The 25722-nt window shown below is 71.3% G+C and carries 28 protein-coding genes; 12 read left to right on the plus strand and 16 right to left on the minus strand.

Annotation, left to right across the window (positions count from 1 at the left end):
* Window positions 1-86 precede the first annotated feature (86 nt).
* Window positions 87-953, minus strand: coding sequence for a PHP domain-containing protein (locus OG322_RS11410; protein ID WP_124284975.1), 867 nt, complete (start codon window positions 951-953; stop codon window positions 87-89).
* Between the two features lie 77 nt (window positions 954-1030).
* Complete coding sequence (locus OG322_RS11415) at window positions 1031-1675, minus strand: DUF6758 family protein (protein WP_123461487.1); 645 nt, start codon at window positions 1673-1675, stop codon at window positions 1031-1033.
* A gap of 157 nt (window positions 1676-1832) precedes the next feature.
* Between OG322_RS11415 and OG322_RS11420 the strand changes: the two genes are divergently transcribed.
* Window positions 1833-3065, plus strand: coding sequence for an MFS transporter (locus OG322_RS11420; protein ID WP_123461486.1), 1233 nt, complete (start codon window positions 1833-1835; stop codon window positions 3063-3065).
* Between the two features lie 171 nt (window positions 3066-3236).
* Here OG322_RS11420 and OG322_RS11425 read toward each other — a convergent pair whose 3' ends face one another.
* Window positions 3237-3821 carry a suppressor of fused domain protein gene (locus OG322_RS11425; protein WP_123461485.1) on the minus strand — a complete coding sequence of 195 codons (585 nt, stop codon included), beginning with the start codon at window positions 3819-3821 and terminating at the stop codon, window positions 3237-3239.
* A 410-nt stretch (window positions 3822-4231) separates the two neighbouring features.
* On the opposite strand from OG322_RS11425, the gene OG322_RS11430 reads away from it, so the two are divergent.
* Window positions 4232-5353 carry a magnesium and cobalt transport protein CorA gene (locus OG322_RS11430; RefSeq protein ID WP_123461484.1) on the plus strand — a complete coding sequence of 374 codons (1122 nt, stop codon included), beginning with the start codon at window positions 4232-4234 and terminating at the stop codon, window positions 5351-5353.
* A 35-nt stretch (window positions 5354-5388) separates the two neighbouring features.
* Window positions 5389-5907 carry a hypothetical protein gene (locus tag OG322_RS11435; RefSeq protein WP_123461483.1) on the plus strand — a complete coding sequence of 173 codons (519 nt, stop codon included), beginning with the start codon at window positions 5389-5391 and terminating at the stop codon, window positions 5905-5907.
* 36 nt (window positions 5908-5943) lie between these two features.
* Here OG322_RS11435 and OG322_RS11440 read toward each other — a convergent pair whose 3' ends face one another.
* Complete coding sequence (locus OG322_RS11440) at window positions 5944-6714, minus strand: hypothetical protein (protein WP_123461482.1); 771 nt, start codon at window positions 6712-6714, stop codon at window positions 5944-5946.
* Between the two features lie 204 nt (window positions 6715-6918).
* Here OG322_RS11440 and OG322_RS11445 point away from each other — a divergent pair, with 204 nt between their 5' ends.
* Genes OG322_RS11445 through OG322_RS11455 form a run of 3 tightly spaced genes read left to right on the plus strand, consistent with a single transcriptional unit; the run spans window position 6919 to window position 9915 of the window.
* The gene (locus tag OG322_RS11445) at window positions 6919-8193 is read left to right on the plus strand and encodes a magnesium transporter MgtE N-terminal domain-containing protein (protein WP_123461481.1); all 1275 of its coding nucleotides are present in this window, start codon (window positions 6919-6921) and stop codon (window positions 8191-8193) included.
* Complete coding sequence (locus OG322_RS11450) at window positions 8183-8737, plus strand: DUF1003 domain-containing protein (protein ID WP_123461480.1); 555 nt, start codon at window positions 8183-8185, stop codon at window positions 8735-8737. The genes OG322_RS11445 and OG322_RS11450 overlap by 11 nt, the downstream gene beginning before the upstream one ends.
* A gap of 44 nt (window positions 8738-8781) precedes the next feature.
* Window positions 8782-9915 carry an Mrp/NBP35 family ATP-binding protein gene (locus OG322_RS11455; protein ID WP_123461479.1) on the plus strand — a complete coding sequence of 378 codons (1134 nt, stop codon included), beginning with the start codon at window positions 8782-8784 and terminating at the stop codon, window positions 9913-9915.
* Window positions 9916-10001: 86 nt separating this feature from the next.
* On the opposite strand, the gene OG322_RS11460 is transcribed toward OG322_RS11455, so the two are convergent.
* From OG322_RS11460 to sigE, 5 genes are all read right to left on the minus strand, one after another.
* Complete coding sequence (locus OG322_RS11460) at window positions 10002-10661, minus strand: hypothetical protein (RefSeq protein ID WP_123461478.1); 660 nt, start codon at window positions 10659-10661, stop codon at window positions 10002-10004.
* Window positions 10662-10779: 118 nt separating this feature from the next.
* Window positions 10780-11256, minus strand: a complete 477-nt coding sequence (locus OG322_RS11465) for a sec-independent translocase (RefSeq protein ID WP_123462452.1) — start codon at window positions 11254-11256, stop codon at window positions 10780-10782.
* Window positions 11257-11355: 99 nt separating this feature from the next.
* The gene (locus OG322_RS11470) at window positions 11356-13074 is read right to left on the minus strand and encodes a S1C family serine protease (protein ID WP_329306377.1); all 1719 of its coding nucleotides are present in this window, start codon (window positions 13072-13074) and stop codon (window positions 11356-11358) included.
* 110 nt (window positions 13075-13184) lie between these two features.
* Window positions 13185-14156, minus strand: a complete 972-nt coding sequence (locus OG322_RS11475) for a zf-HC2 domain-containing protein (protein ID WP_329306378.1) — start codon at window positions 14154-14156, stop codon at window positions 13185-13187.
* Window positions 14153-14914 (minus strand): RNA polymerase sigma factor SigE, encoded by a 762-nt coding sequence (gene sigE / locus OG322_RS11480; RefSeq protein ID WP_185095390.1) that lies wholly within the window; start codon window positions 14912-14914, stop codon window positions 14153-14155. Before sigE ends, OG322_RS11475 begins: the two co-directional genes overlap by 4 nt.
* 182 nt (window positions 14915-15096) lie before the next feature.
* Between sigE and OG322_RS11485 the strand changes: the two genes are divergently transcribed.
* On the plus strand, window positions 15097-15762 hold the full coding sequence (locus OG322_RS11485; RefSeq protein ID WP_123461474.1) for an O-methyltransferase: 666 nt from the start codon (window positions 15097-15099) through the stop codon (window positions 15760-15762).
* 107 nt (window positions 15763-15869) lie between these two features.
* Here the strand turns inward: OG322_RS11485 and OG322_RS11490 are convergent, their stop codons facing one another.
* A complete protein-coding gene (locus OG322_RS11490; RefSeq protein ID WP_003966491.1) occupies window positions 15870-16037 on the minus strand; it encodes a DUF3117 domain-containing protein in 168 nt (55 codons plus the stop codon).
* Between the two features lie 313 nt (window positions 16038-16350).
* Here OG322_RS11490 and OG322_RS11495 point away from each other — a divergent pair, with 313 nt between their 5' ends.
* Window positions 16351-17154, plus strand: a complete 804-nt coding sequence (locus OG322_RS11495) for an enoyl-CoA hydratase/isomerase family protein (RefSeq protein WP_123461473.1) — start codon at window positions 16351-16353, stop codon at window positions 17152-17154.
* Window positions 17155-17183: 29 nt separating this feature from the next.
* On the opposite strand, the gene OG322_RS11500 is transcribed toward OG322_RS11495, so the two are convergent.
* Entirely contained in the window at window positions 17184-17771 is a 588-nt protein-coding gene (locus OG322_RS11500) for a DNA-3-methyladenine glycosylase I (RefSeq protein ID WP_123461472.1), read from the minus strand.
* Complete coding sequence (locus OG322_RS11505; RefSeq protein ID WP_241200127.1) at window positions 17768-18226, minus strand: hypothetical protein; 459 nt, start codon at window positions 18224-18226, stop codon at window positions 17768-17770. Before OG322_RS11505 ends, OG322_RS11500 begins: the two co-directional genes overlap by 4 nt.
* Window positions 18227-18398: 172 nt before the next feature.
* Here OG322_RS11505 and folP point away from each other — a divergent pair, with 172 nt between their 5' ends.
* Window positions 18399-19271 carry a dihydropteroate synthase gene (folP, locus tag OG322_RS11510; RefSeq protein ID WP_123461471.1) on the plus strand — a complete coding sequence of 291 codons (873 nt, stop codon included), beginning with the start codon at window positions 18399-18401 and terminating at the stop codon, window positions 19269-19271.
* 100 nt (window positions 19272-19371) lie between these two features.
* On the opposite strand, the gene OG322_RS11515 is transcribed toward folP, so the two are convergent.
* Window positions 19372-20121, minus strand: a complete 750-nt coding sequence (locus OG322_RS11515; RefSeq protein ID WP_123461470.1) for a TIGR00730 family Rossman fold protein — start codon at window positions 20119-20121, stop codon at window positions 19372-19374.
* A 96-nt stretch (window positions 20122-20217) separates the two neighbouring features.
* A complete protein-coding gene (dapE, locus tag OG322_RS11520) occupies window positions 20218-21297 on the minus strand; it encodes a succinyl-diaminopimelate desuccinylase (protein ID WP_123461469.1) in 1080 nt (359 codons plus the stop codon).
* Window positions 21298-21332: 35 nt separating this feature from the next.
* Between dapE and OG322_RS11525 the strand changes: the two genes are divergently transcribed.
* On the plus strand, window positions 21333-22277 hold the full coding sequence (locus OG322_RS11525) for a hypothetical protein (protein WP_241200126.1): 945 nt from the start codon (window positions 21333-21335) through the stop codon (window positions 22275-22277).
* A gap of 287 nt (window positions 22278-22564) precedes the next feature.
* A complete protein-coding gene (locus tag OG322_RS11530) occupies window positions 22565-22951 on the plus strand; it encodes an ATP-binding protein (RefSeq protein WP_123461468.1) in 387 nt (128 codons plus the stop codon).
* Between the two features lie 115 nt (window positions 22952-23066).
* Here OG322_RS11530 and dapC read toward each other — a convergent pair whose 3' ends face one another.
* Together dapC and fdxA are read right to left on the minus strand one after the other, a co-directional pair.
* Window positions 23067-24164, minus strand: a complete 1098-nt coding sequence (dapC, locus tag OG322_RS11535) for a succinyldiaminopimelate transaminase (RefSeq protein ID WP_123461467.1) — start codon at window positions 24162-24164, stop codon at window positions 23067-23069.
* Between the two features lie 118 nt (window positions 24165-24282).
* Entirely contained in the window at window positions 24283-24603 is a 321-nt protein-coding gene (gene fdxA / locus OG322_RS11540) for a ferredoxin (RefSeq protein WP_018956287.1), read from the minus strand.
* Between the two features lie 117 nt (window positions 24604-24720).
* Here fdxA and OG322_RS11545 point away from each other — a divergent pair, with 117 nt between their 5' ends.
* The gene (locus OG322_RS11545) at window positions 24721-25722 is read left to right on the plus strand and encodes a GNAT family N-acetyltransferase (RefSeq protein WP_124284971.1); all 1002 of its coding nucleotides are present in this window, start codon (window positions 24721-24723) and stop codon (window positions 25720-25722) included.

Below are 25722 nucleotides of genomic sequence, written 5' to 3' on the forward strand. Positions count from 1 at the left end.
GGCAGCCGCGGCAGGCTGGTGCGCGGGGGTGGAACGAGCGGCGTCGCGCTGCGGCGCCGGGCGGTGAAGGTGTCGCGCGCGGGCCGTTACGGGGCGAGCGGTCCGCCGGCTCCCGGCACCGGGAAGGCCCCTGTGGCGCGCCGGGTGATCTCGCCGTAGATCTCGGGGTCGGTGGCGTTCTCGCCGAGCCGTACGGTCTTGCGGCTGCCGTGGTAGTCGCTCGACCCGGTGGTGAGCAGCCCCAGCTCGCGGGCGAGCCCGCGCAGCCTGGCCCGGGTCGGTCCGTCGTGGTCCATGTGGTCGACCTCGACACCGCCGAGCCCGGCCGCGGCCAGCTCGGCGATCGCGGACTCGGGGACCACATTGCCGCGTTTGACGGCGGCGGGGTGGGCGAGGACGGTGACGCCGCCGGCGGCCTTGACCAGCCGGATCGCGTCGAACGGATCGAGTTCGTGCTTCTGCGCGTGGGCGCGGCCGCCGTCGGCGAGCCACTGCGGGACGAAGGCGTCGGACACGGTCTCGACGACGCCGAGCTCGACCAGTGCGGTGGCGATGTGCGGCCGCCCGACCGATCCGTCCCCGGCGATCCGCGCGACCTGCTCCCACTCCACCGGCACGCCCAGCTCCTGGAGCTTGCGCACCATGGTCCTGGCGCGCGGCACCCGGTCGTCGCGCACCAGCTCGCGCTCGCGCGCCAGCTCGGGCTCGTCCGGGTCGAAGAGGTACGCCAGCATGTGCAGGCCCACACCGTCGAGCCGGCAGGACAGCTCCGCGCCGGTGACCAGGGTGAGCCCCTCGGGCAGGGCGGCGAGCGCCTCGGCGTGCCCGCGGACCGTGTCGTGGTCGGTGAGGGCGACGACGTCCAGACCCGCGGCGGCGGCGTTCCGCACCAGCTCGGCGGGGGTGTCCGTACCGTCCGACGCGGTGGAGTGGGTGTGCAGGTCGATGCGCACGACTCGGACTCCAGTGCTCGCGGCCGGATGGGGGGACGCCCAAGGATAACCGGCGGACGCGCGGATTCCGGACCCGCTCAGGGCCCGCCCAGCAGCCGGGGCGTGAGCGCACCGCAGGGCACGAGGTCGACCTCTCCCCCGGCGTCACGCAGATCGGTCAGCACCAGCTCGTCGTACATCAGGAGTCCCGACTGCTCGGGCCAGACGACCGCCCAGAGCCACAGGCCGCACGCCTCGCCCGCGAAGACCGCCCGGTCGTCGGGGGCGTCCTTCACGTGCCAGAGCGGGGTCGGGCGTCCGGCGGCGAGCACCTTGACGTCCGGCGGCCCGTCCACCCGGAGGTACGGGCCCGGGTCGGGGCCCTCGATCCCGGCGTACCGCGCACCGAGTCCGACACCGAGCTCCTCGGCGACGAGCAGCAGCTCACCGATGCCGCCGAGCGGCCCCGGTCCGGAACAGGCGACGGCGGTGGCCCGGCCACCTCCGCGGTCGTCCCCCGCGCACGCCACACCGGTGAAGAGCCAGCCCACCGGCAGCGGCCAGGGCATCCACACCGGCACCCGGGCGCGGTGCACCACCACACCGAGCGCCTCGACGCCGGGCGGGATGACCGGCTGCAGCGGGTGCACGCTGCCGTGCACATCGCACTGCCAGGTGTCGTCGAAGAAACCGGGCGCCTTGACCCGGCCTCCGCACTTCGGGCAACTGGGTTCGCCCCTCATAGCAACCAACCGTCCTCCCCGCCCGTCGCCGCGTCAAGGACGATCCCCCTTCCGCAGCGTGGCTCCCATCAGGGGATTTAGATGTAACTTGCATTCATTAGCCCCTCTAACTTATTCTGTGCATAACGCACCGACCCAGTGGAGAGTGAGTAGACCCATGCAGGGAGAGGATCCGTTCGATCAAGGAACGGTCAGCATCCTGCGCCAGCCGAAGGCCGTCTGGGCCACAGCGGGCGCCTCTGTTGTCGCGTTCATGGGGATCGGCCTGGTGGACCCGATCCTGCCGTCCATCGCCAAGGGCCTGGAGGCGACGCCGAGCCAGGTGTCCCTGCTCTTCACCTCGTACTTCCTGATCACCGCCGTCGCGATGCTGGTCACCGGTTTCGTCTCCAGCCGCATCGGCGGACGCAAGACCCTGCTGGCCGGACTGGCGCTCGTCGTGGTCTTCGCCGCGCTCTCCGGCACCTCGTCCTCCGTCGCGGAACTCGTCGGCTTCCGGGCCGGCTGGGGCCTGGGCAACGCCCTGTTCGTGTCGACCGCGCTCGCCGTGATCGTCGGTGCGGCGGCGGGCGGCAGCTCGGCGGCGATCCTGCTGTACGAGTCGGCGCTCGGCCTCGGCATGGCCTGCGGGCCGCTGCTCGGCGCACTGCTCGGTGACGCCAGCTGGCGCTACCCGTTCTTCGGCACGGCCGCGCTGATGGCCATCGGCTTCGTCTGCATCACGGCGTTCCTCAAGGAACAGCCCAGGCCGGCCCGCAAGACCTCGCTGCTCGACCCGGTCAAGGCGCTCGGCCACGGCGGGCTCGCCTCCGTCGCCACCTCGGCGTTCTTCTACAACTACGCGTTCTTCACGATCCTGGCGTTCACGCCGTTCGTACTGAACATGTCGCCGTACAAGTCCGGCGCCGTCTTCTTCGCCTGGGGCCTGCTGCTCGCGGTCTTCTCGGTGCTTGTCGCACCGAGGCTGCAGAAGCACTTCGGCTCGCTCAAGGTGGTCGGTGCCTCGCTGGTGCTGCTCGCCGCCGACCTGGTGATCCTCGGCTACGGCAACCACACCACGGCCATCGTCTGCACGATCGTCTCCGGCGCCTTCATCGGCATGAACAACACCGTCTACACGGAGCTGGCACTCGGGGTGTCCGACGCACCGCGCCCGGTGGCCAGCGCCGGTTACAACTTCGTCCGCTGGTTCGCCGCGGCCGCCGCGCCCTTCCTGGCCCCGAAGATCGAGGAGTGGAGCAACATCCACATCCCGTTCGTGATCGCCGCGGTCGCCGCGGTCATCGGCGCGATCGTCATCTGGGTACGACGCTCGGCGCTGACCCACGATGCGGCGGAGCTGGAGCCGAAGCACGCCACCGAGGACGGCGTCACGGTCTTCGCCAACTGAGGCGACCGGACCCCGTCACCCCGTACCGCCCCGCCCGCGGCTCCCTTCCCCGCCGCGCGGCGGGGCTTCGCGTTCCATGTGTCCCAGCGCTGCCGGCCTGGGCCGGCGCCGGGAAACACTCGTCCAGCGGAACCGGTCCGGTGCCACCGGAAAACGCTCGCCCCCGCGCTGTCAGTCCAGGGCCACCGAGGCGCGCAGCGGATCGCGCAGGTCCGTCCCCAGGGACAGCCACCGCTCCTGGAGCTCCTGTGCGCCCCGGACCCGCTTCCAGGCCGCCTCGTTGTGCGTCATCGGCAGCAGCGGCAGGAACCGTACCGCCTCCATGGGCGCGTCCAGCTCCAGATCCTCGACCAGCCCACCGGACTCGGCGACGAGCACCGAGCCGAACGGCGCTCCCGGCCACAGCGGTTCACCGAGGTCCAACGAGGCGCCGGGAGCCACGATCACCCCCTCCACCTGCGGCGACGCCGCCAGCACCGCGAGCTTGCGCAGCACCTGGTCGGTGTCGGCGAGGCCGGCCCGCACCGAGAGGACCAGCTCGGCGCGCGGCCCCTTCACGGGGTCGGCGAGCGAGTCGGCCGGGTCGGCCATCGGCTGCGCGGACATGCCGAGCGTGGCGTACCTCACCACGTCGCCGTCGATGAACCTGAGCACCTCGATCCGGTCCGTACCGAGGAACGTCACTGCCGCGCGTGCGTCCGGTTCACCCAGGGCCGTCCGCAGACGGGCCTCGACCAGAGCAAGAATTTCTGCCATGCGGCGAGCATAAGACGCGTATGGAACGGGCAAAGTAAGAGATTGGCCCTGTGCCTGCTGATAGCCTGGGCCCGCCGGTCGGGACAGCACGCAGAAGCGTTGCTCTCAAGTCCCGACGAAACGTCATCCCCCACGGGGGACCGACCGGAGGAGGTGGGGCTGCGGTGGATCCAAGTCGACCGTGCAGTACCAACCGCTCTTCCGCTCGACGCCTTCCCTCTGTGATCTGACGCCTTCCCGGTCAAGGCCCATGGCATTTCGCACGACGGAAGAGCCCTCCTTTTTTGCCTGTCTGTAGCGAACGCCGTCATCGCGCCGCCGCGGTGCCGCCCGCTTTGCGGACGTGAGCCACGTCCCCATTCCGGGCTGTTCCACGCCCTCGCCGACGGCCCTCCGTGAAGGAGCCAGCCATGTCGATGATCCGTGACCTGCGCGCTGTCGTGCGCCCGTCCCTGCGCAAGACCAACACCCTGCACAGCAGTTACGACACCACCCGTGACCCGTCCGCCTCCAGCGCGGTCGTCGACTGCGCGGTCTACCGCGACGGACGCCGCCTTGCGGAAGTGGACGGCACCTGCCGTACCCCGCACGAGGCGATGCTCCGGGTGCGGGAGGAGGGCGGCTTCGCCTGGATCGGCCTCCACGAGCCGACCGAGGAGGAGTTCGCCGGTATCGCCCGGGAGTTCGGGCTGCACCCGCTGGCCGTGGAGGACGCCGTGCACGCCCACCAGCGGCCGAAGCTGGAGCGGTACGACGACACCCTTTTCACCGTCTTCAAGACCATCCACTACGTCGAGCACGCCGAGCTGACCGCGACCAGCGAGGTCGTGGAGACCGGCGAGGTGATGTGCTTCACCGGCCGGGACTTCGTCATCACCGTGCGGCACGGCGGCCACGGCTCGCTGCGCGCGCTGCGCCACCGGCTCCAGGACGACCCCGAGCTGCTGGCCAAAGGGCCCTCGGCGGTCCTGCACTCCATCGCCGACCATGTCGTCGACGGGTACATCGCGGTGGCCGGCGCGGTCCAGGAGGACATCGACGAGGTGGAGATCGAGGTCTTCTCCACTCCGGACAAGGGCGGCCCGCGCGGTTCGGACGCGGGCCGCATCTACCAGCTGAAGCGCGAGGTGCTGGAGTTCAAGCGGGCCGTTTCGCCGCTGCTGCGCCCGATGCAGCTGCTCAGCGAGCGGCCGATGCGGCTGATCGACCCGGACATCCAGAAGTACTTCCGGGACGTCGCGGACCACCTCGTCCGGGTGCAGGAAGAGGTCATCGGCTTCGACGAGCTCCTGAACTCCATCCTCCAGGCCAATCTGGCGCAGGCGACCGTCGCGCAGAACGAGGACATGCGCAAGATCACGTCCTGGGCGGCCATCATCGCCGTGCCGACGATGATCTGCGGGGTCTACGGCATGAACTTCAAACACATGCCGGAGCTGCGCTGGACGTACGGATATCCGATGGTGCTGGGCTTCATCGGAGTGGTCTGCTTCTCCATCCACCGCATGCTCAAGCGCAACGGCTGGCTCTGACCGCCGGGACACCGGGCCGGTCTAAGCTCTGCTGCATGACTGCTGCTGACACGCTGCTCGGACCGGCCCTCGTCGAGGAGGCCACCAAGAAGTCGGGCCTGGTCTGGGTGCGCGGCACCGGGCCCGCGCGGGCGCTGTGGCACGTGTGGCACCAGGGTGCGGCGCACTTCGTCGGGGACGGTCCCGGCGAGCAGCCGCTCCCCGCCGGTCTCACGGACGGTGCCAACGCCGAGGTGACCGTCCGCAGCAAGGACAAGGGCGGCCGGCTCGTCGTCTGGACGGCCTCGGTGGCCCAGCTCGCGCCGCACTCCGAGGAGTGGGAGGCCGCGGTCGCCGAGCTCAGGGGCAAGCGGCTGAACGCACCGGACGCCGAGCTGATGACCGGGCGCTGGGCGCGCGAGTGCCGGATCGTACGGCTCACGCCGCTCGACTCCCGTACGGATCTGCCGGCGACCTCGGGGGCAGCGGCGCCGCTGCCCACCACCGCGACCACCCGGCTGCCGGTGCCGGCGGGGCTGCCGCGCCTGCTGAAGCGCTCGCTCAGGAAGCCGTAGCGGGCCTCGGCCTCCCCCGTGGGACCGGTCCCGGACCTACGACGAGGACTTGGGCAGCTGCTGCCCGTAGTCGACCGTGTCGCCCTCGGCCGGGGCCTTCAGCGCGAAGTCCTTGCCCCAGTCCGCGAGCGTGATGACGCCCCCGCCGCCGCCCCGCGCGAAGCGCAGCGGATACGGCTTGCCCTCCAGGGACACGTCGAGCGCGCCGCCCTCGCCCTTGCCGCCCCTGATCCCTATGGTGCGCACCCCGCCGACCGTGTCGCGGTCGCCCTTGCCGACCTCGCCGTGCAGCGTGAGCAGCCCGTCGAGCAGCACCTTCTTGTCGGTGAATCCGCGCAGCTGCTTGTACGTGGGATCGTCCTCGGGGACCTTCACGTACTTGTCGTGCAGCTTGTCCGCCGCCGCCCCGTCGGCGTCGCTCGTCTTGCCGGCGCCCGTCGTGCCGTGGGTCCAGAAGCCCGCGTCCGCCTTGAGGTAGAGCACGTCGCCGATCCGGAGCAGCTCGAACGTGCTGTTCCTGGACATCACGGAGCCCGCACCGCCCTTGTCCTTGAGCCGCATGTTGAGTTTGTACGTGCCGCCCTTGCTGACCAGGGTGCCGGCCAGCCGGACCGTGTCGGAGGAGTCCGCCGCGGCCTGTGCCTTCTTCTCGATCTCCGGTGCGTCCAGTCTGCCGATGCCGTTGGTCCCCTTGTCCGGATCCTCGCCCGCGCACGCGGTCAGCGCCGCGGTCAGCCCCGCGCAGAGCACAACGGCGAGGGCGGCGGTCCGGCGGCGGGCCCGGACGGGCGGGACAAAAGAGGTCACAGGCGCACTGCCTCTCATCTGCATGGCGGGGGGTGGCAGACGGCAGCGTACCCGTGCGGCCTACGCCATCCGGCAGAGAGTCGTGCCGACAGCTCTCCGGGGCGACCCGGAGCGGTACGGGCTAGCCTGATCCCGTCATAACGGTGCAATAAATGTCAGAAATGACCGGATGCGCAAGCCGGCGACGGAGGAGGAGGCGCAGTCATGGCAGCAGGAACGCCCCGGGTCTTCGTCTCGCACCTCTCCGGTGTGCCGGTCTTCGACCCGAACGGCGACCAGGTGGGCCGCGTCCGCGACCTGGTCGCGATGCTCCGGATCGGCGGCCGGCCGCCCCGGCTGCTCGGCATCGTCGTCGAGGTGGTGAGCCGGCGCCGGATCTTCCTCCCGATGACGCGGGTGACGGGCATCGAGTCGGGACAGGTCATCACCACAGGCGTGGTCAACATGCGGCGCTTCGAACAGCGGCCCACCGAACGCCTGGTCCTCGGCGAGTTCCTCGACCGGCGGGTCAGCCTGGTGGAGACCGGCGAGGAGGTCACCATCCTCGACGTCGCGATCCAGCAGCTGCCGGCCCGCCGCGACTGGGAGATCGACAAGTACTTCGTACGCAAGGGCAGGGGCGGCGCGCTGCGCCGCAAGGGCGAGACCCTGACGGTCGAGTGGTCGGCGGTCAGCGGCTTCTCGCTGGAGGAGCACGGGCAGGGCGCGGAGTCGCTGGTCGCCACGTTCGAGAAGCTGCGCCCGACCGATGTGGCCAACGCCCTGCACCACCTCTCCCCGAAGCGGCGGGCGGAGGTCGCCGCCGCACTCGACGACGACCGGCTCGCCGACGTCCTGGAGGAGCTCCCCGAGGACGACCAGGTGGAGATCATCGGCAAGCTCCAGGAGGATCGCGCGGCGGACGTCCTGGAGGCGATGGACCCCGACGACGCGGCCGACCTGCTGTCGGAGCTGCCCGAGGAGGACAAGGAGCGGCTGCTGACGCTGATGCGCCCGGACGACGCGGCGGATGTGCGGCGCCTCATGTCGTACGAGGAGCGGACCGCGGGCGGCCTCATGACGACCGAGCCGATCATCCTGCGCCCGGACGCGACGGTCGCCGACGCGCTCGCCCGGGTCCGCCGGTCGGACCTGTCCCCGGCGCTCGCCGCCCAGGTGTACGTATGCCGGTCGCCGGACGAGACGCCTACGGGTAAGTACCTGGGCACGGTGCATTTCCAGCGGCTGCTGCGGGACCCGCCGTTCACCCTGGTCAGCTCGATCGTCGACAGCGATCTGGTGGCACTCACGCCGGACACCCCGCTGTCGGTGGTGACCAGCTACCTGGCGGCGTACAACCTGGTCTCGGTGCCCGTGGTGGACGAGAGCGGCTCGCTGCTGGGCGCGGTGACCGTCGACGACGTACTCGACCACCTGCTGCCCGACGACTGGCGGGAGACCGACTTCCACGGCCGCGAGGGGGTGCTCCGTGGCCGGTGAGGACCGCTCCAGGGCGTCGAACGGCTCGACGGCCCTGACCCGTACCCACCGGAACCGGCTCGACCAGCCGAAGGACCCGCGGCGGCGGCTGCTGCCGGAGTACGACCCCGAGGCGTTCGGCCGGTTCTCGGAGCGGATCGCGCGGTTCCTGGGGACCGGGCGGTTCATCGTCTGGATGACGCTGATCATCATCGTCTGGGTGGTCTGGAACATCTTCGCGCCGGGGGACCTGCGGTTCGACGAGTACCCGTTCATCTTCCTGACCCTGATGCTCTCCCTCCAGGCCTCGTACGCGGCCCCGCTGATCCTGCTCGCGCAGAACCGGCAGGACGACCGCGACCGGGTCACCCACGAGCAGGACCGCGCCCAGAACGAGCGCTCCATCGCCGACACCGAGTACCTGACCAGGGAGATCGCGGCGCTGCGGATGGGCCTCGGGGAGGTCGCCACCCGCGACTGGATCCGCTCCGAACTGGAGGACCTGGTGAGGGACCTGGACGACCGCCGGGTGCTGTCCTCTCCCGAGAGTGACGAAGACCGCTGACGGTGCTACCCGCGCGTAGCGAAGGTCGCCGTACCATCGTCGGTATGGCTACGGAAGACGCGGTGCTTGAGGCACTGGCGACAGTGAACGACCCGGAGATCCACCGCCCGATCACCGAGCTGGGCATGGTGAAATCGGTCGAGATCGATCCTGACGGTGTAGTCGCTGTCACGGTGTATCTCACCGTCTCCGGCTGTCCGATGCGCGAGACGATCACCAAGAACGTGACCGACGCGGTGGCCCGCGTCGAAGGAGTGTCACGGGTGGAGGTCACGCTCGACGTGATGAGCGACGAACAGCGCAAGGAGCTGGCGACCTCGCTGCGCGGCGGTACGGCGGAACGCGAGGTGCCGTTCGCCCAGCCCGGCTCGCTGACCCGGGTGTACGCGGTCGCCTCCGGCAAGGGCGGCGTCGGCAAGTCGTCGGTGACCGTGAACCTGGCGGCCGCGATGGCCGCCGACGGCCTCAAGGTCGGCGTCGTGGACGCGGACATCTACGGGCACAGCGTGCCCCGGATGCTCGGCGCGGACGGCAAGCCGACCCAGGTCGAGAACATGATCATGCCGCCGTCCGCGCACGGCGTGAAGGTCATCTCCATCGGCATGTTCACCCCGGGCAACGCCCCGGTGGTGTGGCGCGGGCCGATGCTGCACCGCGCGCTTCAGCAGTTCCTCGCCGATGTGTACTGGGGCGACCTGGACGTCCTGCTGCTCGACCTGCCGCCGGGCACCGGCGACATCGCGATCTCCGTGGCCCAGCTGGTGCCGAACGCGGAGATCCTGGTCGTCACGACCCCGCAGCAGGCGGCGGCCGAGGTGGCCGAGCGGGCCGGCTCGATCGCCGTACAGACCCATCAGAAGATCGTCGGCGTCGTCGAGAACATGTCGGGCATGCCGTGCCCGCACTGCGACGAGATGGTCGACGTGTTCGGCTCGGGCGGCGGCGCCCGGGTCGCCGAGGGGCTGACGAGGACGGTCGGCGCGGAGGTGCCGGTGCTCGGCTCCATCCCGATCGACGTACGGCTGCGCGAGGGCGGCGACGAGGGCAAGCCCGTCGTCCTGTCCGACCCCGACTCCCCGGCGGGCAAGGCCCTGCGTTCCATCGCGGACAAGCTGAGCGGCCGTCAGCGCGGCCTGTCCGGCATGTCCCTGGGAATCACCCCGCGCAACAAGTTCTGACCGCGGACGGAACGTGGCGTGCCGGGGGTCGCTGACCCCCGCACGCCACGCCGTCCGGCGCTTGCGTCCGCCCGGCCCGCCTGCGGCTACGCGTACGACGTGATGTCCCCGACCGCCGAGAACCCCAGGCCGTACGCGCTCATCCCCCGCCCGTACGCCCCGATGTGCACCCCGCTGTGCGCCGACCCGGCCAGCACCCAGCCGAACTCGGACTCGCGGTAGTGGAAGGCCACCGGCACGCCGTCGACCGGCAGCGACAGCGCCGACCACGCGGGGCCGTCCAGATCGTCGGCCAGCTCGAAAGCCGTCTCCGTCTGCTGGTCCAGCCAGTCGTCCCGCAGCGTGTGGTCCATCTGGGCGGGCCAGGTGTAGGCCAGCAGACCGGAGCCGGCCAGCCAGGCCGCGGAGGAGACCGTCGTCGCGTCCAGGACGCCCGTGCCGTCGCCGCTGCGCCGCACCGGGCTGCTGGCCACGGTCACGACGACCGCGAATCTCTGTCTGTCCTCGCCCGCGTCACTTCGTACGGAGGGCTCGTCGCCGTGGCCGGTGGAGCCGTGCTGCACCGTGCCGTCCGCGGCGGTGCCCACCTGCATCAGCCAGCGCGGCCCGGTGAAGGCCTCGTCAAGTCCGTACCAGGGGAACGGCGCCTGCAGATAGCCGTCGACCGTGAGCCGGGCCGCGGGCGCCCCCTCTGCCGTGCCTGTGTCCGGCGCACCATCCGCGCCCACCCGACTCGTTGTCTCCATCTGTCCGGCCGCCTCCTCGATCCGTAGGGTCCGGAGCGGCCCGCCCCCCTCGGGCGTCCTCACAACCGGACAGATGGAGAATAGCCATACCGTCCGGACGAGTCGGGATTGACGGGTGTCAGGTGGCGTCAGCGTCGAAGGGCGGGTGATCGTCCTTCGCGGGCTGTTCACGCTTCTTGAGCAGGTCGGGAACGCCCGCCGAGCCGTTCGCCGCGGTGATCGCGGAACCGCCCGACACGCTGCTCTTCGCCTCCACCGACGAGGTCTCGCGGCCGTTGACCGCATCGGTGACCTCGGAGACCTCCTTGCGCAGGTCGAAGCTCTCCCGGATCTCCTTCAGCCCCAGATCGTCGTTGCCGTCCATGAGCTGCTTGCGGACGAACGTCTTGGGGTTGAGGTCCTCGAAATCGAAGTCCTTGAACTCCGGGCCGAGCTCCGTGCGGATGTCCTCCTTGGCGCTCTCCGAGAACTCACGGATCTTGCGGATGAAACGCGAGGCGTCCTGGATGACCTTGGGCAGCTTCTCCGGACCGAAGACGAGCACACCGATGATCACGAGCGTCACCAGCTCGAGTGGGCCTATGTCATTGAACACCTTGCGGCTCCTCGTGTTCTCCGCGACCAGGTCGGATGAGGTCCGGACCCGGCCCACGGTACCCGGCGAAACTGTCCGCGCGGTAGCTTCCCGTGGCCGTCACGTGCCTGTTGCCGAGCCGAGTGTCAAAGTCATGGTCAGGTCTTTACCACCACGGGTCAGTCTGAGGTCCAGCCGGTCGCCCGGCCGGTGCGAGCGGATCTTCACGATCAGCTCCTCACCGCTGTGCACCCGTGCGCCGTCCACCTCGGTGATGATGTCGCCGGGCTCGATCCCGGCCTTGGCGCCGGGACCGTCCGGAGTGACGGAGGACTTGCCGTCGGCGCCCTTCTCTCCGACCTTGGCGCCGTCACCGGTGTACTTCATGTCGAGCGTGACGCCGATCACCGGGTGCGTGGCCTTCCCGGTGTTGATCAGCTCCTCGGCAACGCGCTTGCCCTGGTTGATCGGGATGGCGAAGCCGAGGCCTATGGAACCGGCCTGGCCGCCCTCGGTGGTCGAGCCGCTGTCCGCGGCACGGATGGCGCTGTTGATCCCGATGACATGCGCGTCGGTGTCGACCAGCGGGCCGCCGGAGTTGCCCGGGTTGATCGGGGCGTCGGTCTGCAGCGCGTCGACGTAGCTGATGTCGCTGCCGTCGCCCTTCTCGCCGCCTGCCGTGATCGGCCGGTCCTTGGCGCTGATGATGCCGGAGGTGACCGTGTTGGACAGATCGAACGGGGCCCCGATGGCCACCACCGGATCACCGACCTGCACGTTGTCGGAGTTGCCCAGGGGCAGCGGCTTGAGTCCCGAGACGCCGCTGACCTTGACCACGGCCAGGTCGTATCCGCTGTCTTTGCCGACGACCTCGGCGTTCGCCGTCTCGCCGCCGCTGAACGTCACGGTGATCTCGCCGGACGAACCGGCCGGGGCGACGACGTGGTTGTTGGTGAGGATGTGCCCCTTGTTGTCGAGGACGAAGCCGGTGCCGGTGCCGGATTCGGTGCTGCCGCTGACATGCAGGGTGACCACGCTGGGCAGCGCGCTGGCCGCGATACCGGCGACGCTGTCGGGGGCGCGGCCGCCGCCGTTGCGTTCGTCCTGGGGCAGTTCGACCTGGGTGAGGCCGCCGTTGCGCTCTATGTACGCGCCCATCCCGCCGCCGATGCCGCCCGCCACCAGGGCGAGGAGCAGTGCGCCGACGAGGACGGATCCGCGCCGGTTCTTCCGCCGGCCGCCGTCGGTGCCGAGCGGGGGGCCGGGGTGGGTGATCAGGGGCTGCCGGGGTGCGCCCCAGGGGTCGTACTGAAGCCACTGCGGCGACGGGGGCTGGGGGTGTGGCTGGGAGTGCTGCGGCTGTTGGGGCTGGGCGGCCTGTTGGGGCTGGTGCTGGGGCCGGCCCTGCGGCTGCTGTGGCAGCGGGGGCGGGAACGCGGCCGGCGGGGCGGGGGCCGGCGCGGGGGCCGTCGTGATGCCTGCGCCGTTCGTCCCCGCGTAGGGCGGCGGTACGGGGGTGCCGTGCGCCGGTGTCGGGACCGGCCGCTGCACGGGGGGTGCGGGTGCCCAGGGACCGGGGCCGCCGTAGGGCGGGGTGCTGTACTGGTCGGGCTCGTGGAGCGGCCGCGCGGCCTGCGGCACGGTCTCGGCCGTCAGGGTCTCGGCCGTCACGGGCCCCTCCGGCTCCGCTTCCGCCCCGTCACCCGCTCCGGTCGCGTCCACCGGGGGCACCGCGTCCTCGACGGGCGACGGCTCCTGAGGCGCTGTGCTCGTGCTGCGCCCCGCCGTGGGCCGGCTCCACCACTTCGCCTTCGGCTCGGTGGGCTTCCCGTCGTCCATGCTCTCCCCGCAACTGCCGCAACTGGCTCTGCACGCCCCGCAGGGGGCGTCCCTCCCGGAAATCCTGCCGGAATTCAACCAGGTTTACGTAGGCCCTGCGCGGACCCGTGTCAGCGACGAGGGAGAAGCGGCAGTCCCTGATTGGCGCGAACCGGCAGTCCGGCGGCCGACGTGGGGGTCCGGGACGGCTCCGGGGAGGCCGTGGAAAGTCCGCTGCCGAGGGCCTTGGCGAACAGCGGGCTGGTGCCGTCGGGACGTATCAGCGAAGGCGCGGACACATTGGTCTGGACGGGAAGCGCGTACCGGCTGCCGGTGAGGCTGCCGGTGCCGAGCAGGGGGGATGCCGAGGAGAACGCCAACGGCGCGGCGTTCGTCGCGAGGGACACCGGGCGGTCGCCGGCGCCGGCCGCTGCGAGCGCGCCGCGGCGGCTGACGGTGACCCCGCTCTCCGCACGCGCGTCGGCGTCCAGCGGTGTCACGCTGCCCGAGCCGTCGGCCCGGGTCGGGGAATCGGGCCCCGCGTCCGTCGGGAGGGCGCCGCCCAGGGCGATGGCGGCCAGGGAGACGGCGCTGGCAGCGGCGAACGCGAACCTGCGGCCCCGCCAGGGCGATCGGTCGGCCTCACGGCTGACCTCGTGAATCCGGAACGCGGGCCGGGCCGGGCCGGTCGGAAGGACGGCGGCCGAACCGTGCGCGGTCGGGAGGTAACCGAATCCGCCCGGCGCAGAGCCGCCCGCGGGCGAATCCACCCGGCTGCCGGGAGGCTGCATCACGGGGAAGATCCCGTCACCGAAACGGCCTGAGCCGCCCATCGGTCTTCCCGGCCTGCCGTCGTCACCACCCGGTCCACCGGGAAGGCCCTGCAACCGGGCAAGGAAGCCCTCGGAGGGAGAGGGTGGGGCCGACTGGGCGAAGACACTCTTCAGGCGCCGCTGGGCGGCAGCCTCGGCCTTGCACTTGGCGCAGGTCGCGAGGTGGGCGAGCACCCGGTCACGGACGTCGTGTTTGAGCTCCCCGTCGACAAGCGCGGCGAGCCGGTCCCCCAGGTGTTGTTCCGCGGAGGTCGGACCTGTGCCACTCACGCCGCTCCGCCCTCCCCTGCCGCAAGGACACCCGTCAGCGAGCGCTGCTCGGCACGGGCCTCGGGCGAACGGTGCTGCAGCGCCTTGCGCAGGTGCGAGCGCCCGCGGTGGATACGGCTGCGTACGGTGCCGAGCTTCACGCCGAGTGTCGCGGCGATCTCCTCGTACGAAAGGCCCTCGATGTCACAGAGCACGACCGCGGCGCGGAACTCGGGCGCAAGGGTGTCCAGCGCCTGCTGGACGTCCGCGTCGAAGTGGGTGTCGTTGAAAACCTGCTGCGGCGACGGCTCACGGCTGGGCAGCCGCTCGGCCGCGTCGTCGCCGAGGGAGTCGAAGCGGATGCGCTGCTTACGACGCACCATGTCCAGGAACAGGTTGGTCGTGATGCGGTGCAGCCAGCCCTCGAAGGTGCCGGGCGTATAGGTCGACAGCGAACGGAAGACCCGGACGAAGACCTCCTGAGTGAGGTCCTCGGCGTCGTGCTGGTTTCCCGTCAGTCGGTAGGCAAGGCGGTAGACACGACCGCTGTGCGTGCTGACGATCTCTTCCCATGAGGGCGGCGTCCACGCCTGGGAATGCACATCCGAGGCGAAGGTCGCAGTCGTTGCGGAGTCGTTGGAAGAACGGTCAGCAGTGTTGGTCACGGATTTCGGCTCACCCGCCGACCTGAGGAAGCGCCACAGCACTCCTCCCCGATCCACAGGCGCAGCCGCACCTCCCCTGTCGGCTCTGGTGGTGTCCAGTGGAGCCCCTACCATAGCCACCTCGCCCGTTAGCTCCGGATAAGCCTTTTTCCTGCTGGGGCCGGGGACAGCCCCGGGAACCGCCTGCCCATGATCTCCGGGCCCGATCCGCGGGCCCGATCCACGCGCTTTCCCCTGCCCTTCCATAACGCCTGGTCCCATCTGCGGGTTCCCGGGTGCAGCGGATACAGTCACCGTTGCGCCAACTACGGGGACAGGAGAGGGCCATCACAGCCAACCGGCAGACGAGCTGGGCGTTCGCCGACGCCTTTGTCGCCGAGGACGAAGCACTGCGCTGGGCCCGGGACCGGGCCCGGGACGCGGGGCTCCGCTCGGTGTCACCGGGCACCGGCGCAGCGCTGCGCCTGCTCGCTGCCACGACGGACGCCAAAGCGGTCGCCGAAATCGGCACGGGTACGGGCGTGTCCGGCATCTTTCTGCTGCACGGCATGAGGCCCGACGGGGTGCTGACCACGGTCGACCCGGAACCCGAGCGCCAGCAGTTCGCCCGTGAGGCCTTCCGGGCGGCGGGCTTCGCCGCCAACCGGGCCCGCTTCATCCCCGGCCGCGCCCTGGACGTACTCCCCCGGCTGGCGGACGGCGGATACGACCTCGTCTTCTGCGACGGCGACCGGATGGAGAGCCTGGACTGCCTCGCTGAATCGTTGCGCCTGCTGCGACCCGGCGGTCTGGTGTGCTTCGAGGGCGTCTTCGCGGACGGCCGCACGGTCGACTCCGCGCCCCAGCCCGCGGAGGTGCTGCGCCTGCGCGAGCTGCTGCGCGCGGTCCGCGAGAGCCAGGAACTGATGTCGACGCTGCTGCCGGTGGGCGACGGACTGCTCTGCGCGGTACGGCGGGGCTAGCCCCGCCTCTCCCGGTCACCACCGGCGCTTCGTCACAGGTCACCGAACGCACTGCTGCCCGGCACGGAATCCGTGCCGGGCAGCAGTGAAGTGTGGGCGCCTCTGCGTCAGCCGACGACCTTCTTGAGGGCATCGCCCAGCGCATCGGCCTCGTCCGGAGTCAGCTCCACGACAAGCCGACCGCCGCCTTCGAGCGGAACGCGCATGACGATGCCCCGCCCCTCCTTTGTCACCTCGAGCGGGCCGTCGCCCGTCCGCGGCTTCATGGCCGCCATGCTCGTTCCCCTTCCTGAAACCAGCTCATCGCAACCGGCGGCCCCATGACAGGCGCTGCCTCACCGGCATCGAACACATTGCTTCCAGGCCATTATCCCGCATCAGAGACCCTGATGACCAACATCGCTCTGCATCGCTTGCGCAACGCGCTCACTCAAAACCACCCAATTCGGCGAACCGACTGCGATACTCCGTCCCCCTTACCCCTCCATCGGGGCGGAATTGTTAGACGCAGGTCACATGTTCCCCTTCGCCGAAGTCGGCCATGCTTGCCTCGACAGACTTTGGACGAGGCGCAAAAGGGGACCCCACATGGCCGACGCCGTGCTCTGCGAAGTGAACGACGGGCTCGCGACGATCACGATCAACCGCCCCGACGCGATGAACGCGATGAACACCGCGACCAAGGTGGCGTTGCGTGACGCCCTGATGTCGGCCGCCGCCGATCCCGCCGTGCGGGCGGTGCTGCTCACCGCGGCCGGCGGACGCGCGTTCTGTGTCGGCCAGGACCTCAAGGAGCACGTCGCCAAGCTGGCGGAAGCCCGTGAGGCGGGCGGCGGCAACGCGCTCAGCACCGTGCGGGAGCACTACAACCCCATCGTCCGGGCCATCACCGGGATGCCGAAGCCCGTTGTGGCCGGGATCAACGGGGTAGCGGCCGGCGCGGGGTTCGGTTTCGCCCTCGCCTGCGACTACCGGGTGGCCGCCGACACCGCGTCGTTCAACACCTCGTTCGCCGGGGTCGCGCTCACGGCCGACTCGGGCGTCTCCTGGACGCTGCCCCGGCTGATCGGCCAGAGCCGCGCCGCCGACCTGCTGCTCTTCCCGCGCTCGATCTCCGCGAGTGACGCCCATGACCTGGGCATCGTGAACAAACTGGTACCTTCCGCCGACCTCGCCACCGAGGCCGCCGCGGTGGCCCGCGCGCTGGCGGACGGCCCGACGGTGGCCTACGCGGCGCTCAAGGAGTCCCTCGCGTACGGGGCCGGTCACACCCTCGGCGAGGCGCTGGAGAAGGAGGACGAACTCCAGACGCGGGCGGGCGCGTCGCAGGACCACGCGATCGCGGTGCAGGCCTTCCTCGACAAGGAGCGGCCCAAGTACCTGGGGCAGTAGCCGCTCCCCGGCCCTGAGCCGCCCCGGCCCTACGCCTCGGTGCCGCGTGCCACGCAGTCGGCGAGATGGTCGTCGACCAGCCCGCACGCCTGCATCAGGGCGTAGGCGGTGGTCGGACCGATGAAGCGCAGTCCGCGCTTCTTGAGGTCCTTGGACAGCGCCGTGGACTCCGCGGTGACCGCCGGGACGTCCCCGAGTGTGCGCGGGACGGGCCGGGTGGCCGGGTCCGGGGCGTACGACCAGATCAGCTCGTCCAGCTCACCGCTGTGCCAGTCGGCCAGCACCCTGGCGTTGGCCAGGGTGGCGTCGATCTTCGCGCGGTTGCGGATGATGCCCGCGTCGGCGAGCAGCCGCTCCCGGTCCGCATCGGTGAACTTCGCCACGGCGGGGATGCTGAACCCGGCGAACGCGCCGCGGAAGCCTTCCCGGCGGCGCAGGATCGTCAGCCAGGACAGCCCGGACTGGAAGGCCTCCAGGCACAGCCGCTCGAAGAGGGCGTCGTCGCCGTGGACCGGGCGGCCCCATTCCGTGTCGTGATAGATGAGGTAGTCCTCGGTGGACAGGCCCCACGGGCAGCGCAGCCCGCCGTCCGCCGCCGCTTCGGCCCCGCCGCTCATCGCCCGTCCTCCCCGTCCGGCCGCGGTGTGCTCTGCGCTGACTCCGCTGACTGCGCTGAAGGCTCCTGCGCCTGCCAGGGCGCCTCCCAGGGTCCCTGCCAAGGCGCCTGAGGCCGGTCCTGCGGCTCCTTGAGGAGGTCGGGGCGGCCCGCCCTGGTGGCCTGTGCGCCCGCGAGCGCCGACTCCAGCTCCGCGATCCGCGCGTCCCGCTCGGCGAGCTCGGCTCCGAGCCGGCCCAGCGCCTCGTCGACATCCGTCATCCGGTAGCCGCGGGCGGTGACCGGCAGCCGGAGCGCCTCGACATCCGCGCGGCCGACCGGGCGCGTCGCGGGCAGCGGATCCGTCAGCTGCTCGGGCGCCACGTCCTGAAGGATGGCGCTCCTCCCTCCGCCGACCACCGCGAGAGTGACCGCGGCAACCACCACCACCATCGCGAGCAGCAAGAACCAGAACACGCGTATCTCCCCGGGAGCGGAATTTCGTCCGGGTCCGATCGTGCCATGCGGCACTGACGGCCAGTGCCTCGCCCGGCGCTCCTGACGGGCAATCCGTGCCGGGCGAGGCACTAGGGTCGCAGTCGGACTCGGCAGGTGATCTGCCGAGGGGATGCACAGGGAGAGACACGGGATGCGAAGCGGTGCGCTCAGGCTGGGGCGGCGCGAGTTCGGTGCGCACGAGCCGGTGATCATGGCGATCGTGAACCGCACCCCGGACTCCTTCTACGACCAGGGCGCGACCTTCCGTGACGAGCCGGCGCTCTCCCGCGTCGAGCAGGCGGTGGCGGACGGTGCCGCGATCATCGACATCGGCGGGGTGAAGGCGGGGCCCGGCGAAGAGGTCACCGCCGAGGAGGAGGCCCGCCGGACCGTCGGCTTCGTCGCCGAGGTGCGCCGGCGCCACCCGGACGTGGTGATCAGCGTCGACACTTGGCGCCACGACGTCGGCGAGGCGGTCTGCGAGGCCGGAGCCGACCTGCTGAACGACGCGTGGGGCGGCGTCGACCCGAAGCTCGCGGAGGTCGCCGCGCGGTACGGGGCAGGGCTGGTGTGCACGCACGCGGGCGGCGCCGAGCCGCGGACCCGGCCGCACCGGATCGGCTACGAGGACGTGCTGGCCGACATCCTGCGGGTGACCGTGGGGCTGGCCGAGCGGGCCGTGGACCTGGGGGTCCGGCCGGACGGGATCATGATCGACCCGGGTCACGACTTCGGGAAGAACACCCGCCACTCGCTGGAGGCGACGCGTCGTCTCGGCGAGATGACGGAGACGGGCTGGCCGGTGCTGGTCTCGCTGTCCAACAAGGACTTCGTGGGCGAGACACTCGACCGCCCGGTGAAGGAGCGCCTGATCGGCACGTTGGCGACGACCGCGGTGTCCGCGTGGCTGGGGGCGCGGGTGTACCGGGTGCACGAGGTGGCGGAGACGCGGGACGTCCTGGACATGGTGGCGACCATCGCCGGGCACCGGGCGCCCGCCGTGGCGCGGCGCGGGCTGGCGTAGCGGCGAGCGGTGGGGGGTGCGCGCCTGCGGCGGGCCCTGCCCCTGCCCGCCCCTGCCCGTGACCGGGGCCCCGCGCCTCAAACGCCGGCGAGGCCGGTACTCAGCGGCCGACCTCCTTGGTCACCAGGGCGACCGCCTCGTCCACGTCGTCCGTGACGTGGAACAGCAGCAGGTCCTTCGCGGACGCCTTGCCCTGCGCGATCACCGTGTCCCGCAGCCAGTCGACCAGCCCGCCCCAGTACGCCGTGCCGAACAGCACGATCGGGAAGCGGGTGACCTTTCCCGTCTGGACGAGGGTCAGCGCCTCGAAGAGCTCGTCCAGCGTGCCGAGCCCGCCGGGCAGGACGACGAAGCCCTGCGCGTACTTCACGAACATCGTCTTGCGGACGAAGAAGTAGCGGAAGTTGACGCCGATGTCGACGTGCGGGTTGAGGCCGGACTCGAAGGGCAGCTCGATGCCCAGACCGACCGAGACCCCCTTCGCCTCCCGCGCCCCCTTGTTCGCCGCCTCCATCGCTCCGGGTCCGCCCCCGGTGATCACCGCGAAGCCCGCCTCGACCAGCGCCTTGCCGATCCGTACGCCCGCCTCGTACTCCGGCGCGTCGGCCGGTGTGCGGGCCGAGCCGAAGACGCTGATGGCGCTCGGCAGCTCGGCCAGAGCGCCGAACCCCTCGACGAACTCCGACTGGATGCGCATGACCCGCCACGGGTCGGTGTGCACCCACTCCGAGTCACCCTCGGAATCCAGCAGCCGCTGATCGGTGGTGCCGGGCTGTACCTGTTCCCTGCGGCGCAGCACCGGGCCGAGTCGCTGTTCCTCGGGAATCCGTGCTCCCTCGGGGTTGCCCATGACCTGCTCCCTCCGACGACGTCAGAGCCGCCCTGCGGCGCCCTGTCTCAGGCCAGCGTAGATCGCCCGAGGTTACGGGCAGGGGAATGCCGGAGGTCAGATCGTGAGCCAGGTGCGGAGCCGCTCCTCGCAGTGGGTGATCCGCTCGACCGCCACGTGCTCGTTGCGCTTGTGCGCGAGGATCGGATCGCCGGGGCCGTAGTTCACCGCGGGGACTCCGAGCGAGCCGAAGCGCGACACGTCCGTCCAGCCGAACTTGGGCCGGGCGGTGCCGCCGACCGCGTCCATGAACGCCTTGGCCGCCGGGTGGGAGAGGCCGGGCATGGCCGCGCCAGAGTGGTCGTCGACGGTGAATTCGGCGACGCCGCAGCCGGCGAAGACCTCGTGGACGTGGGCCAGGGCCTCGTCGGGGCCCAGGTCGGGGGCGTAGCGGTAGTTGACGACGACGGTGCAGGCGTCGGGGATGACGTTGTTGGCGACGCCCGCCTCGATCCGTACGGCGTTGAGGCCCTCGTGGAACTCCAGACCGTCGATCACCGGCTTGCGCGGCTCGTACGCGGCGAGCCTGGCGAGGATCGGGGCGGCCCCGTGGATGGCGTTGGACCCCATCCAGCTGCGCGCCGAGTGCGCCCGTTCCCCCTCCGTACGCAGGAGGACCCGCAGCGTGCCCTGGCAGCCGCCCTCGACCTCGCCGTTGGAGCCCTCCAGGAGGACGGCGAAGTCGGCCGCCAGCCAGTCGGGGTGGGCCTCGGCGATGTGTCCGAGGCCGTTGAGGTGTGCGGCGACCTCTTCGTTGTCGTAGAAGACGAAGGTGAGGTCGCGGTTGGGCTCGGGCACCGTCGCGGCGATCCTCAGCTGGACGGCGACGCCCGACTTCATGTCGGAGGTCCCGCAGCCCCACAGCAGGCCGTCCGCGTCGAGCCGGGACGGCACGTTGTCGGCGATCGGCACGGTGTCGATGTGCCCGGCGAGTACGACGCGCTCGGCGCGGCCGAGGTTCGTCCTGGCGACGACGTTGTTGCCGTACCGGTCGACGGTCAGGTGCGGGAGGGTCCGCAGCGCCGTTTCGATGGCGTCCGCGAGGTCCTTCTCCTCCCCGCTGACCGAGGGGAAGTCGACGAGCCGGGCGGTGAGCGCGGGTCCGTCCAGTGTGAGGTCAAGGGTGCTTTCGGCCATGGCTACGACCCTAGTGCCTCGCGTACGGTGGCCCCGTGCCCCGGACCGATTCCTCTGCCCGCCGACACACCGGCCGCAGCCGCCGCCTGCGCGTCGCGGCCGCCTTCGCCGTGCTCGTGGCCCTGGGCGGATATCTGACCGTCCAGTACCTGTCGGGCGGCCGCAGCTCCCAGCAGTGCACCGTGCGGTCGGCCGACGGCTCCTCCGGTGAGGGGCGTACGTACCGGCTGAGTCCGGAGCAGGCCGCGAACGCCGCGACGATCTCGGCCGTCGGCACGACGCGCGGGATGCCGGAGCGCGCGGTGACCATCGCGCTGGCGACGGCGCTCCAGGAGTCCGGGCTGCGCAATATCGACCACGGCGACCGGGACTCCCTGGGACTGTTCCAGCAGCGCCCCTCGCAGGGCTGGGGCACCGGGAAGCAGATCCTGGACCCGGTGTACTCGGCCGGGATGTTCTACCAGCACCTGGCCGACGTTCCCGGCTACTCGCGGCTGCCGCTGACCGTGGCCGCCCAGCGCGTGCAGCGCAGCGGTTTCCCGCAGGCGTACGCGAAGCACGAGCCGGACGCCGCACTCCTGGCGGCCGTGCTGACCGGCCGGACGCCGGCCGCGCTGAACTGCTCACCGCCGCGGACCACGGCCGGCACGGGCGATGTCTCCAAGGTCCGGGCCGCGCTGAGCCGTTCCTTCGGCAAGGACGCGCTGCCGGCCGTGGACGCGGCGGACAGCCGGCCCCCGACGGCGGGCGCGACGGCTCAGGGCTCGCTCTCGGTGCCGGTGCGGTCGGGCGGCGCGTCAGAGGAGGGCGGTGCTCCGCAGCACGGCTGGGAGCTCGCGCACTGGGCGGTCGCGCAGTCCGAGGTGCTGGGCATCGACGAGGTCGCGTACGCGGGCCGGGTGTGGGACGCCGCATCGGGCTGGCGGACGGAAAGCAGGAAACCGGGCAGCACGGAGGTCCGTATGCGCTTCGTGCATTAGTGCGGCCGATCCCCCGCACAGAGGGTTCGGGCATTCTCCCGGCGGCCTGCGCACAGGGGGTTCGCCCGACACCATCGAAATGACCCAATTCCCTTGCGGACGAAGGGATGTGACGGTACATCGACCCGTCGGTGACTGCATTGTCCGCCCGGGTCCCTCCGTTGCGGATTATGTGACGCATTACCGACTCTTTACGTTGGTTCACCGCAACCTCCCCCGCCCCCACGACGGTTGTCATGGCGTCCGATCACGGACAGACAGATTCCACACCCCGTCGAAGGAGCATCATGTCCCTCCCCCTGACCCGTCGGATCGTCCGTACCGCGCTGCTGATCGCGGCGGGTGCGGCCCCCGTGGTCGGTGCGGCCGGTGCCGCGGGTGCCGCGGAGCTCCCGCAGGCTCCGGAGCTCGGCGGTCTCACCAGCGTCGACGGCGCCGGTCTCGGCAAGACGGTCGACGGCGTGTCCAAGCAGGGCACCCGGACCGGCGGCAAGGTCGTCGGGACCACGCTGCCGGTGGCGAGCAAGACCCTCGGCGAGACGACCGGCAAGGCCGCCCCCGCCGCCGCCCGGACCGTCGGCAAGGCGACGACCGGCGGTGCGACCGGCGCCCTCGGGGACGCCACCGAGGGCGGCCTGCCCACCGACAGCCTGGGCGGCCTGCCGATCGGCTGACCCGCACCACGGCCGTAGGGACGCGCGAGGGCCTCGGGAGTGCGCACTCCCGAGGCCCTCGGCGGTTTCCGTCCGGGCTCAGAGGCTGTCGGGCGGCCTCGGACCGGGCGGCCTCTCAGCCCAGCCGCTTGACCGCCGCCGCAACCCGCTCGTCCGTGGCCGTGAACGCCACGCGCACGAAGCGGTCGCCCGCCGGCCCGTAGAAGTCCCCCGGCGCCACCAGGATGCCCAGCTCCGCCAGGTACGCCACGGTGTCCCAGCACGGCTCGTCGCGGGTCGCCCACAGGTAGAGGCTCGCCTCGCTGTGCTCGATGCGGAAGCCGTGGGACTCCAGGGCCGTCCGCAGGGCCGCGCGCCGGGCCGCGTACCGGGTGCGCTGCTCGGCCACGTGCGCGTCGTCGCCGAGCGCCGCGACGGCCGCCGCCTGGACCGGTGCGGGCGTCATCATCCCGCCGTGCTTGCGGATCAGCAGCAGCTCACCCAGGACGGCCGCGTCGCCCGCGATGAAGGCGGCCCGGTACCCGGCGAGGTTGGAGCGCTTGGAGAGCGAGTGGACGGCGACGACGCCCTCGTACGTACCGCCGCAGACGTCCGGGTGGAGCACCGAGACCGGTTCGGCCTCCCAGCCCAGCTCCAGGTAGCACTCGTCGCTGAGGACCAGCACGTCGTGCTCGCGCGCCCAGGCGACGATCCGGGTCAGCTCGTCCTTGGCCAGCACCTTGCCGGTCGGGTTGGACGGCGAGTTGAGCCAGAGCAGCTTGAGCCCGGCCGGATCCAGCTCGGTCGGGTCGTCGTACGCGACCGGCTCGGCGCCGCAGAGCCGGGCGCCGACCTCGTACGTCGGGTAGGCGAGCCGCGGGTAGGCGACCTTGTCGCCCGCACCGAGGCCGAGCTGGGTCGGCAGCCAGGCCACCAGCTCCTTGGAGCCGACGACGGGCAGCACGTTCTCGTGCGCCACCGAGACCGCGCCGAGCCGCCGCTCCACCCAGCCGGTGAGCGCGTCGCGCAGCGCGGCGGTCCCCCACACCGTCGGATAGCCGGGGCTGTCCGAGGCGGCGACGAGCGCCTGCTGGATCAGCTCGGGCACCGGGTCGACGGGCGTGCCGACGGACAGGTCCACGATGCCGTCCGGGTGGCTCTCGGCCGTCGACTTGTAGGGCGCGAGCCTGTCCCAGGGAAAGACCGGGAGGCGGGAGGAGACTGCTGCGGACACGGATCTCTGCTTTCTCGTACGGGGTTCGGGCGCAGGACACGGCGGCAGCGCGGAAACACCTCGGTCCCGCACGGTGACGAGCCGTACGGGACCGGGGTGACGCACGTGCCGGACGCTGCTACTGGTTCTGCGGCGGCAGCGCTGCGATGAACGCGTGGTCGCGCTCGATCAGACCCAGCTTGGAAGCACCACCCGGCGAACCGAGGTCGTCGAAGAACTCGACGTTCGCCTTGTAGTAGTCCTTCCACTCCTCCGGGGTGTCGTCCTCGTAGAAGATCGCCTCGACCGGGCACACCGGCTCGCAGGCTCCACAGTCGACGCACTCGTCCGGGTGGATGTACAAGGACCGCTGGCCCTCATAGATACAGTCGACGGGGCACTCTTCGATGCAGGCCTTGTCCTTTACGTCGACACAAGGCTGCGCGATGACGTAGGTCACGCTGTCGTTCCTCCTCGGTAGGGCGTTGGCTCTCGCGCGGGAGCGCGGCGTCGTCGATGCCCGCATCTAGTATCTCCGTTCCCGGGCACGATCCGAACAGGAGGGGCGGACAGAGCTGTGGAATTCACCATCGGCGGACGGCTGGAGATCCGGATCACACCGGCTGACGTGGGCAAACGGGTCTCGGTCCGGCGCCTGCTCCAGGACGGTCCGCAGGGCCCGAAATTCACTGACACGGTTGGTGTTCTCACATCGTGGGACAACGGTGTGGTGTCCGTCACACCAAAGAGCGGTGAATCCGTCCGCATCCTGGAATCGTCCCTGGTGGCGGGCAAGACCGTACCGTCCGCGCCTCCCCGCCGGCGCGGCCCGGCGGCCTCCTTCGGTGAACTCGCCGCGGTGTGCGCGCGGGCCTGGCAGCCGGTGGAGAGCGAGCCGCTCGGCGACTGGCTGCTGCGCGCCGCCGGAGGGTTCACCCGGCGCGCCAACTCCGTACTGCCGCTCGGCGATCCGGGCGTTCCGCTCGACGCCGCGCTCGCACGGGTGCGGCAGTGGTACGCGGAGCGGGAGCTGCCCGCCCGCATCCAGACCGCGACCGGCGCCGAGGGCACCCAGGAGGAGCTGTGCGCGGCGCTGGAGGAGCGCGGGTGGCGGCGCGAGGTGACGGCGCAGGTGCGGATCGCGGCGCTGGCCCCGATCGGCGATCTGGCGGCCGAGGTGTCGCGGGTGCGGCTGAGCCGTACGGCGGAACCGGCGTGGCTCGCCCGCTACCAGCGCTTCGAGACCCCGGGCCCCGAGGTGCCGGCGGTGCTGGGCAGCGGTCCATCGGTGTGGTTCGCGACCGTGCCGGGTGACGCCGGGGACGCCGCGCCCGCCGCGATCGGGCGGTGCGTGGTCGACGGGCGGTGGGCCGGGTTCATGGCCGTCGAGGTGGCTCCGGAGCACCGGCGCCGGGGCCTTGCCACCGCCGTGATGACCGCGCTGGCCCGGCAGGCGATGGACGAGGGCGCGTCGGCGTCCTGGCTCCAGGTGGAGGCGGAGAACGAGGGCGCCCGTGCGCTGTACGACGGGATGGGGTTCTCGACCCATCACCGCTACCACCACTTCCGGCCGGCGTAG

This window comes from Streptomyces sp. NBC_01260 (assembly GCF_036226405.1).
GTDB lineage: Bacteria > Actinomycetota > Actinomycetes > Streptomycetales > Streptomycetaceae > Streptomyces > Streptomyces laculatispora.

What these genes read in the sequence shown, in the direction of transcription:
- OG322_RS11415 (WP_123461487.1), bottom strand. Translation starts at nt 1,675, where the DNA reads ATGAGGGGCGAACCCAGTTGCCCGAAGTGCGGAGGCCGGGTCAAGGCG.
- OG322_RS11420 (WP_123461486.1), top strand. Translation starts at nt 1,833, where the DNA reads ATGCAGGGAGAGGATCCGTTCGATCAAGGAACGGTCAGCATCCTGCGC.
- OG322_RS11425 (WP_123461485.1), bottom strand. Translation starts at nt 3,821, where the DNA reads ATGGCAGAAATTCTTGCTCTGGTCGAGGCCCGTCTGCGGACGGCCCTG.
- OG322_RS11430 (WP_123461484.1), top strand. Translation starts at nt 4,232, where the DNA reads ATGTCGATGATCCGTGACCTGCGCGCTGTCGTGCGCCCGTCCCTGCGC.
- OG322_RS11435 (WP_123461483.1), top strand. Translation starts at nt 5,389, where the DNA reads ATGACTGCTGCTGACACGCTGCTCGGACCGGCCCTCGTCGAGGAGGCC.
- OG322_RS11445 (WP_123461481.1), top strand. Translation starts at nt 6,919, where the DNA reads ATGGCAGCAGGAACGCCCCGGGTCTTCGTCTCGCACCTCTCCGGTGTG.
- OG322_RS11455 (WP_123461479.1), top strand. Translation starts at nt 8,782, where the DNA reads ATGGCTACGGAAGACGCGGTGCTTGAGGCACTGGCGACAGTGAACGAC.
- OG322_RS11460 (WP_123461478.1), bottom strand. Translation starts at nt 10,661, where the DNA reads ATGGAGACAACGAGTCGGGTGGGCGCGGATGGTGCGCCGGACACAGGC.
- OG322_RS11470 (WP_329306377.1), bottom strand. Translation starts at nt 13,074, where the DNA reads ATGGACGACGGGAAGCCCACCGAGCCGAAGGCGAAGTGGTGGAGCCGG.
- sigE (WP_185095390.1), bottom strand. Translation starts at nt 14,914, where the DNA reads ATGGTAGGGGCTCCACTGGACACCACCAGAGCCGACAGGGGAGGTGCG.
- OG322_RS11490 (WP_003966491.1), bottom strand. Translation starts at nt 16,037, where the DNA reads ATGGCGGCCATGAAGCCGCGGACGGGCGACGGCCCGCTCGAGGTGACA.
- OG322_RS11495 (WP_123461473.1), top strand. Translation starts at nt 16,351, where the DNA reads ATGGCCGACGCCGTGCTCTGCGAAGTGAACGACGGGCTCGCGACGATC.
- OG322_RS11500 (WP_123461472.1), bottom strand. Translation starts at nt 17,771, where the DNA reads ATGAGCGGCGGGGCCGAAGCGGCGGCGGACGGCGGGCTGCGCTGCCCG.
- folP (WP_123461471.1), top strand. Translation starts at nt 18,399, where the DNA reads ATGCGAAGCGGTGCGCTCAGGCTGGGGCGGCGCGAGTTCGGTGCGCAC.
- OG322_RS11515 (WP_123461470.1), bottom strand. Translation starts at nt 20,121, where the DNA reads ATGGGCAACCCCGAGGGAGCACGGATTCCCGAGGAACAGCGACTCGGC.
- dapE (WP_123461469.1), bottom strand. Translation starts at nt 21,297, where the DNA reads ATGGCCGAAAGCACCCTTGACCTCACACTGGACGGACCCGCGCTCACC.
- OG322_RS11530 (WP_123461468.1), top strand. Translation starts at nt 22,565, where the DNA reads ATGTCCCTCCCCCTGACCCGTCGGATCGTCCGTACCGCGCTGCTGATC.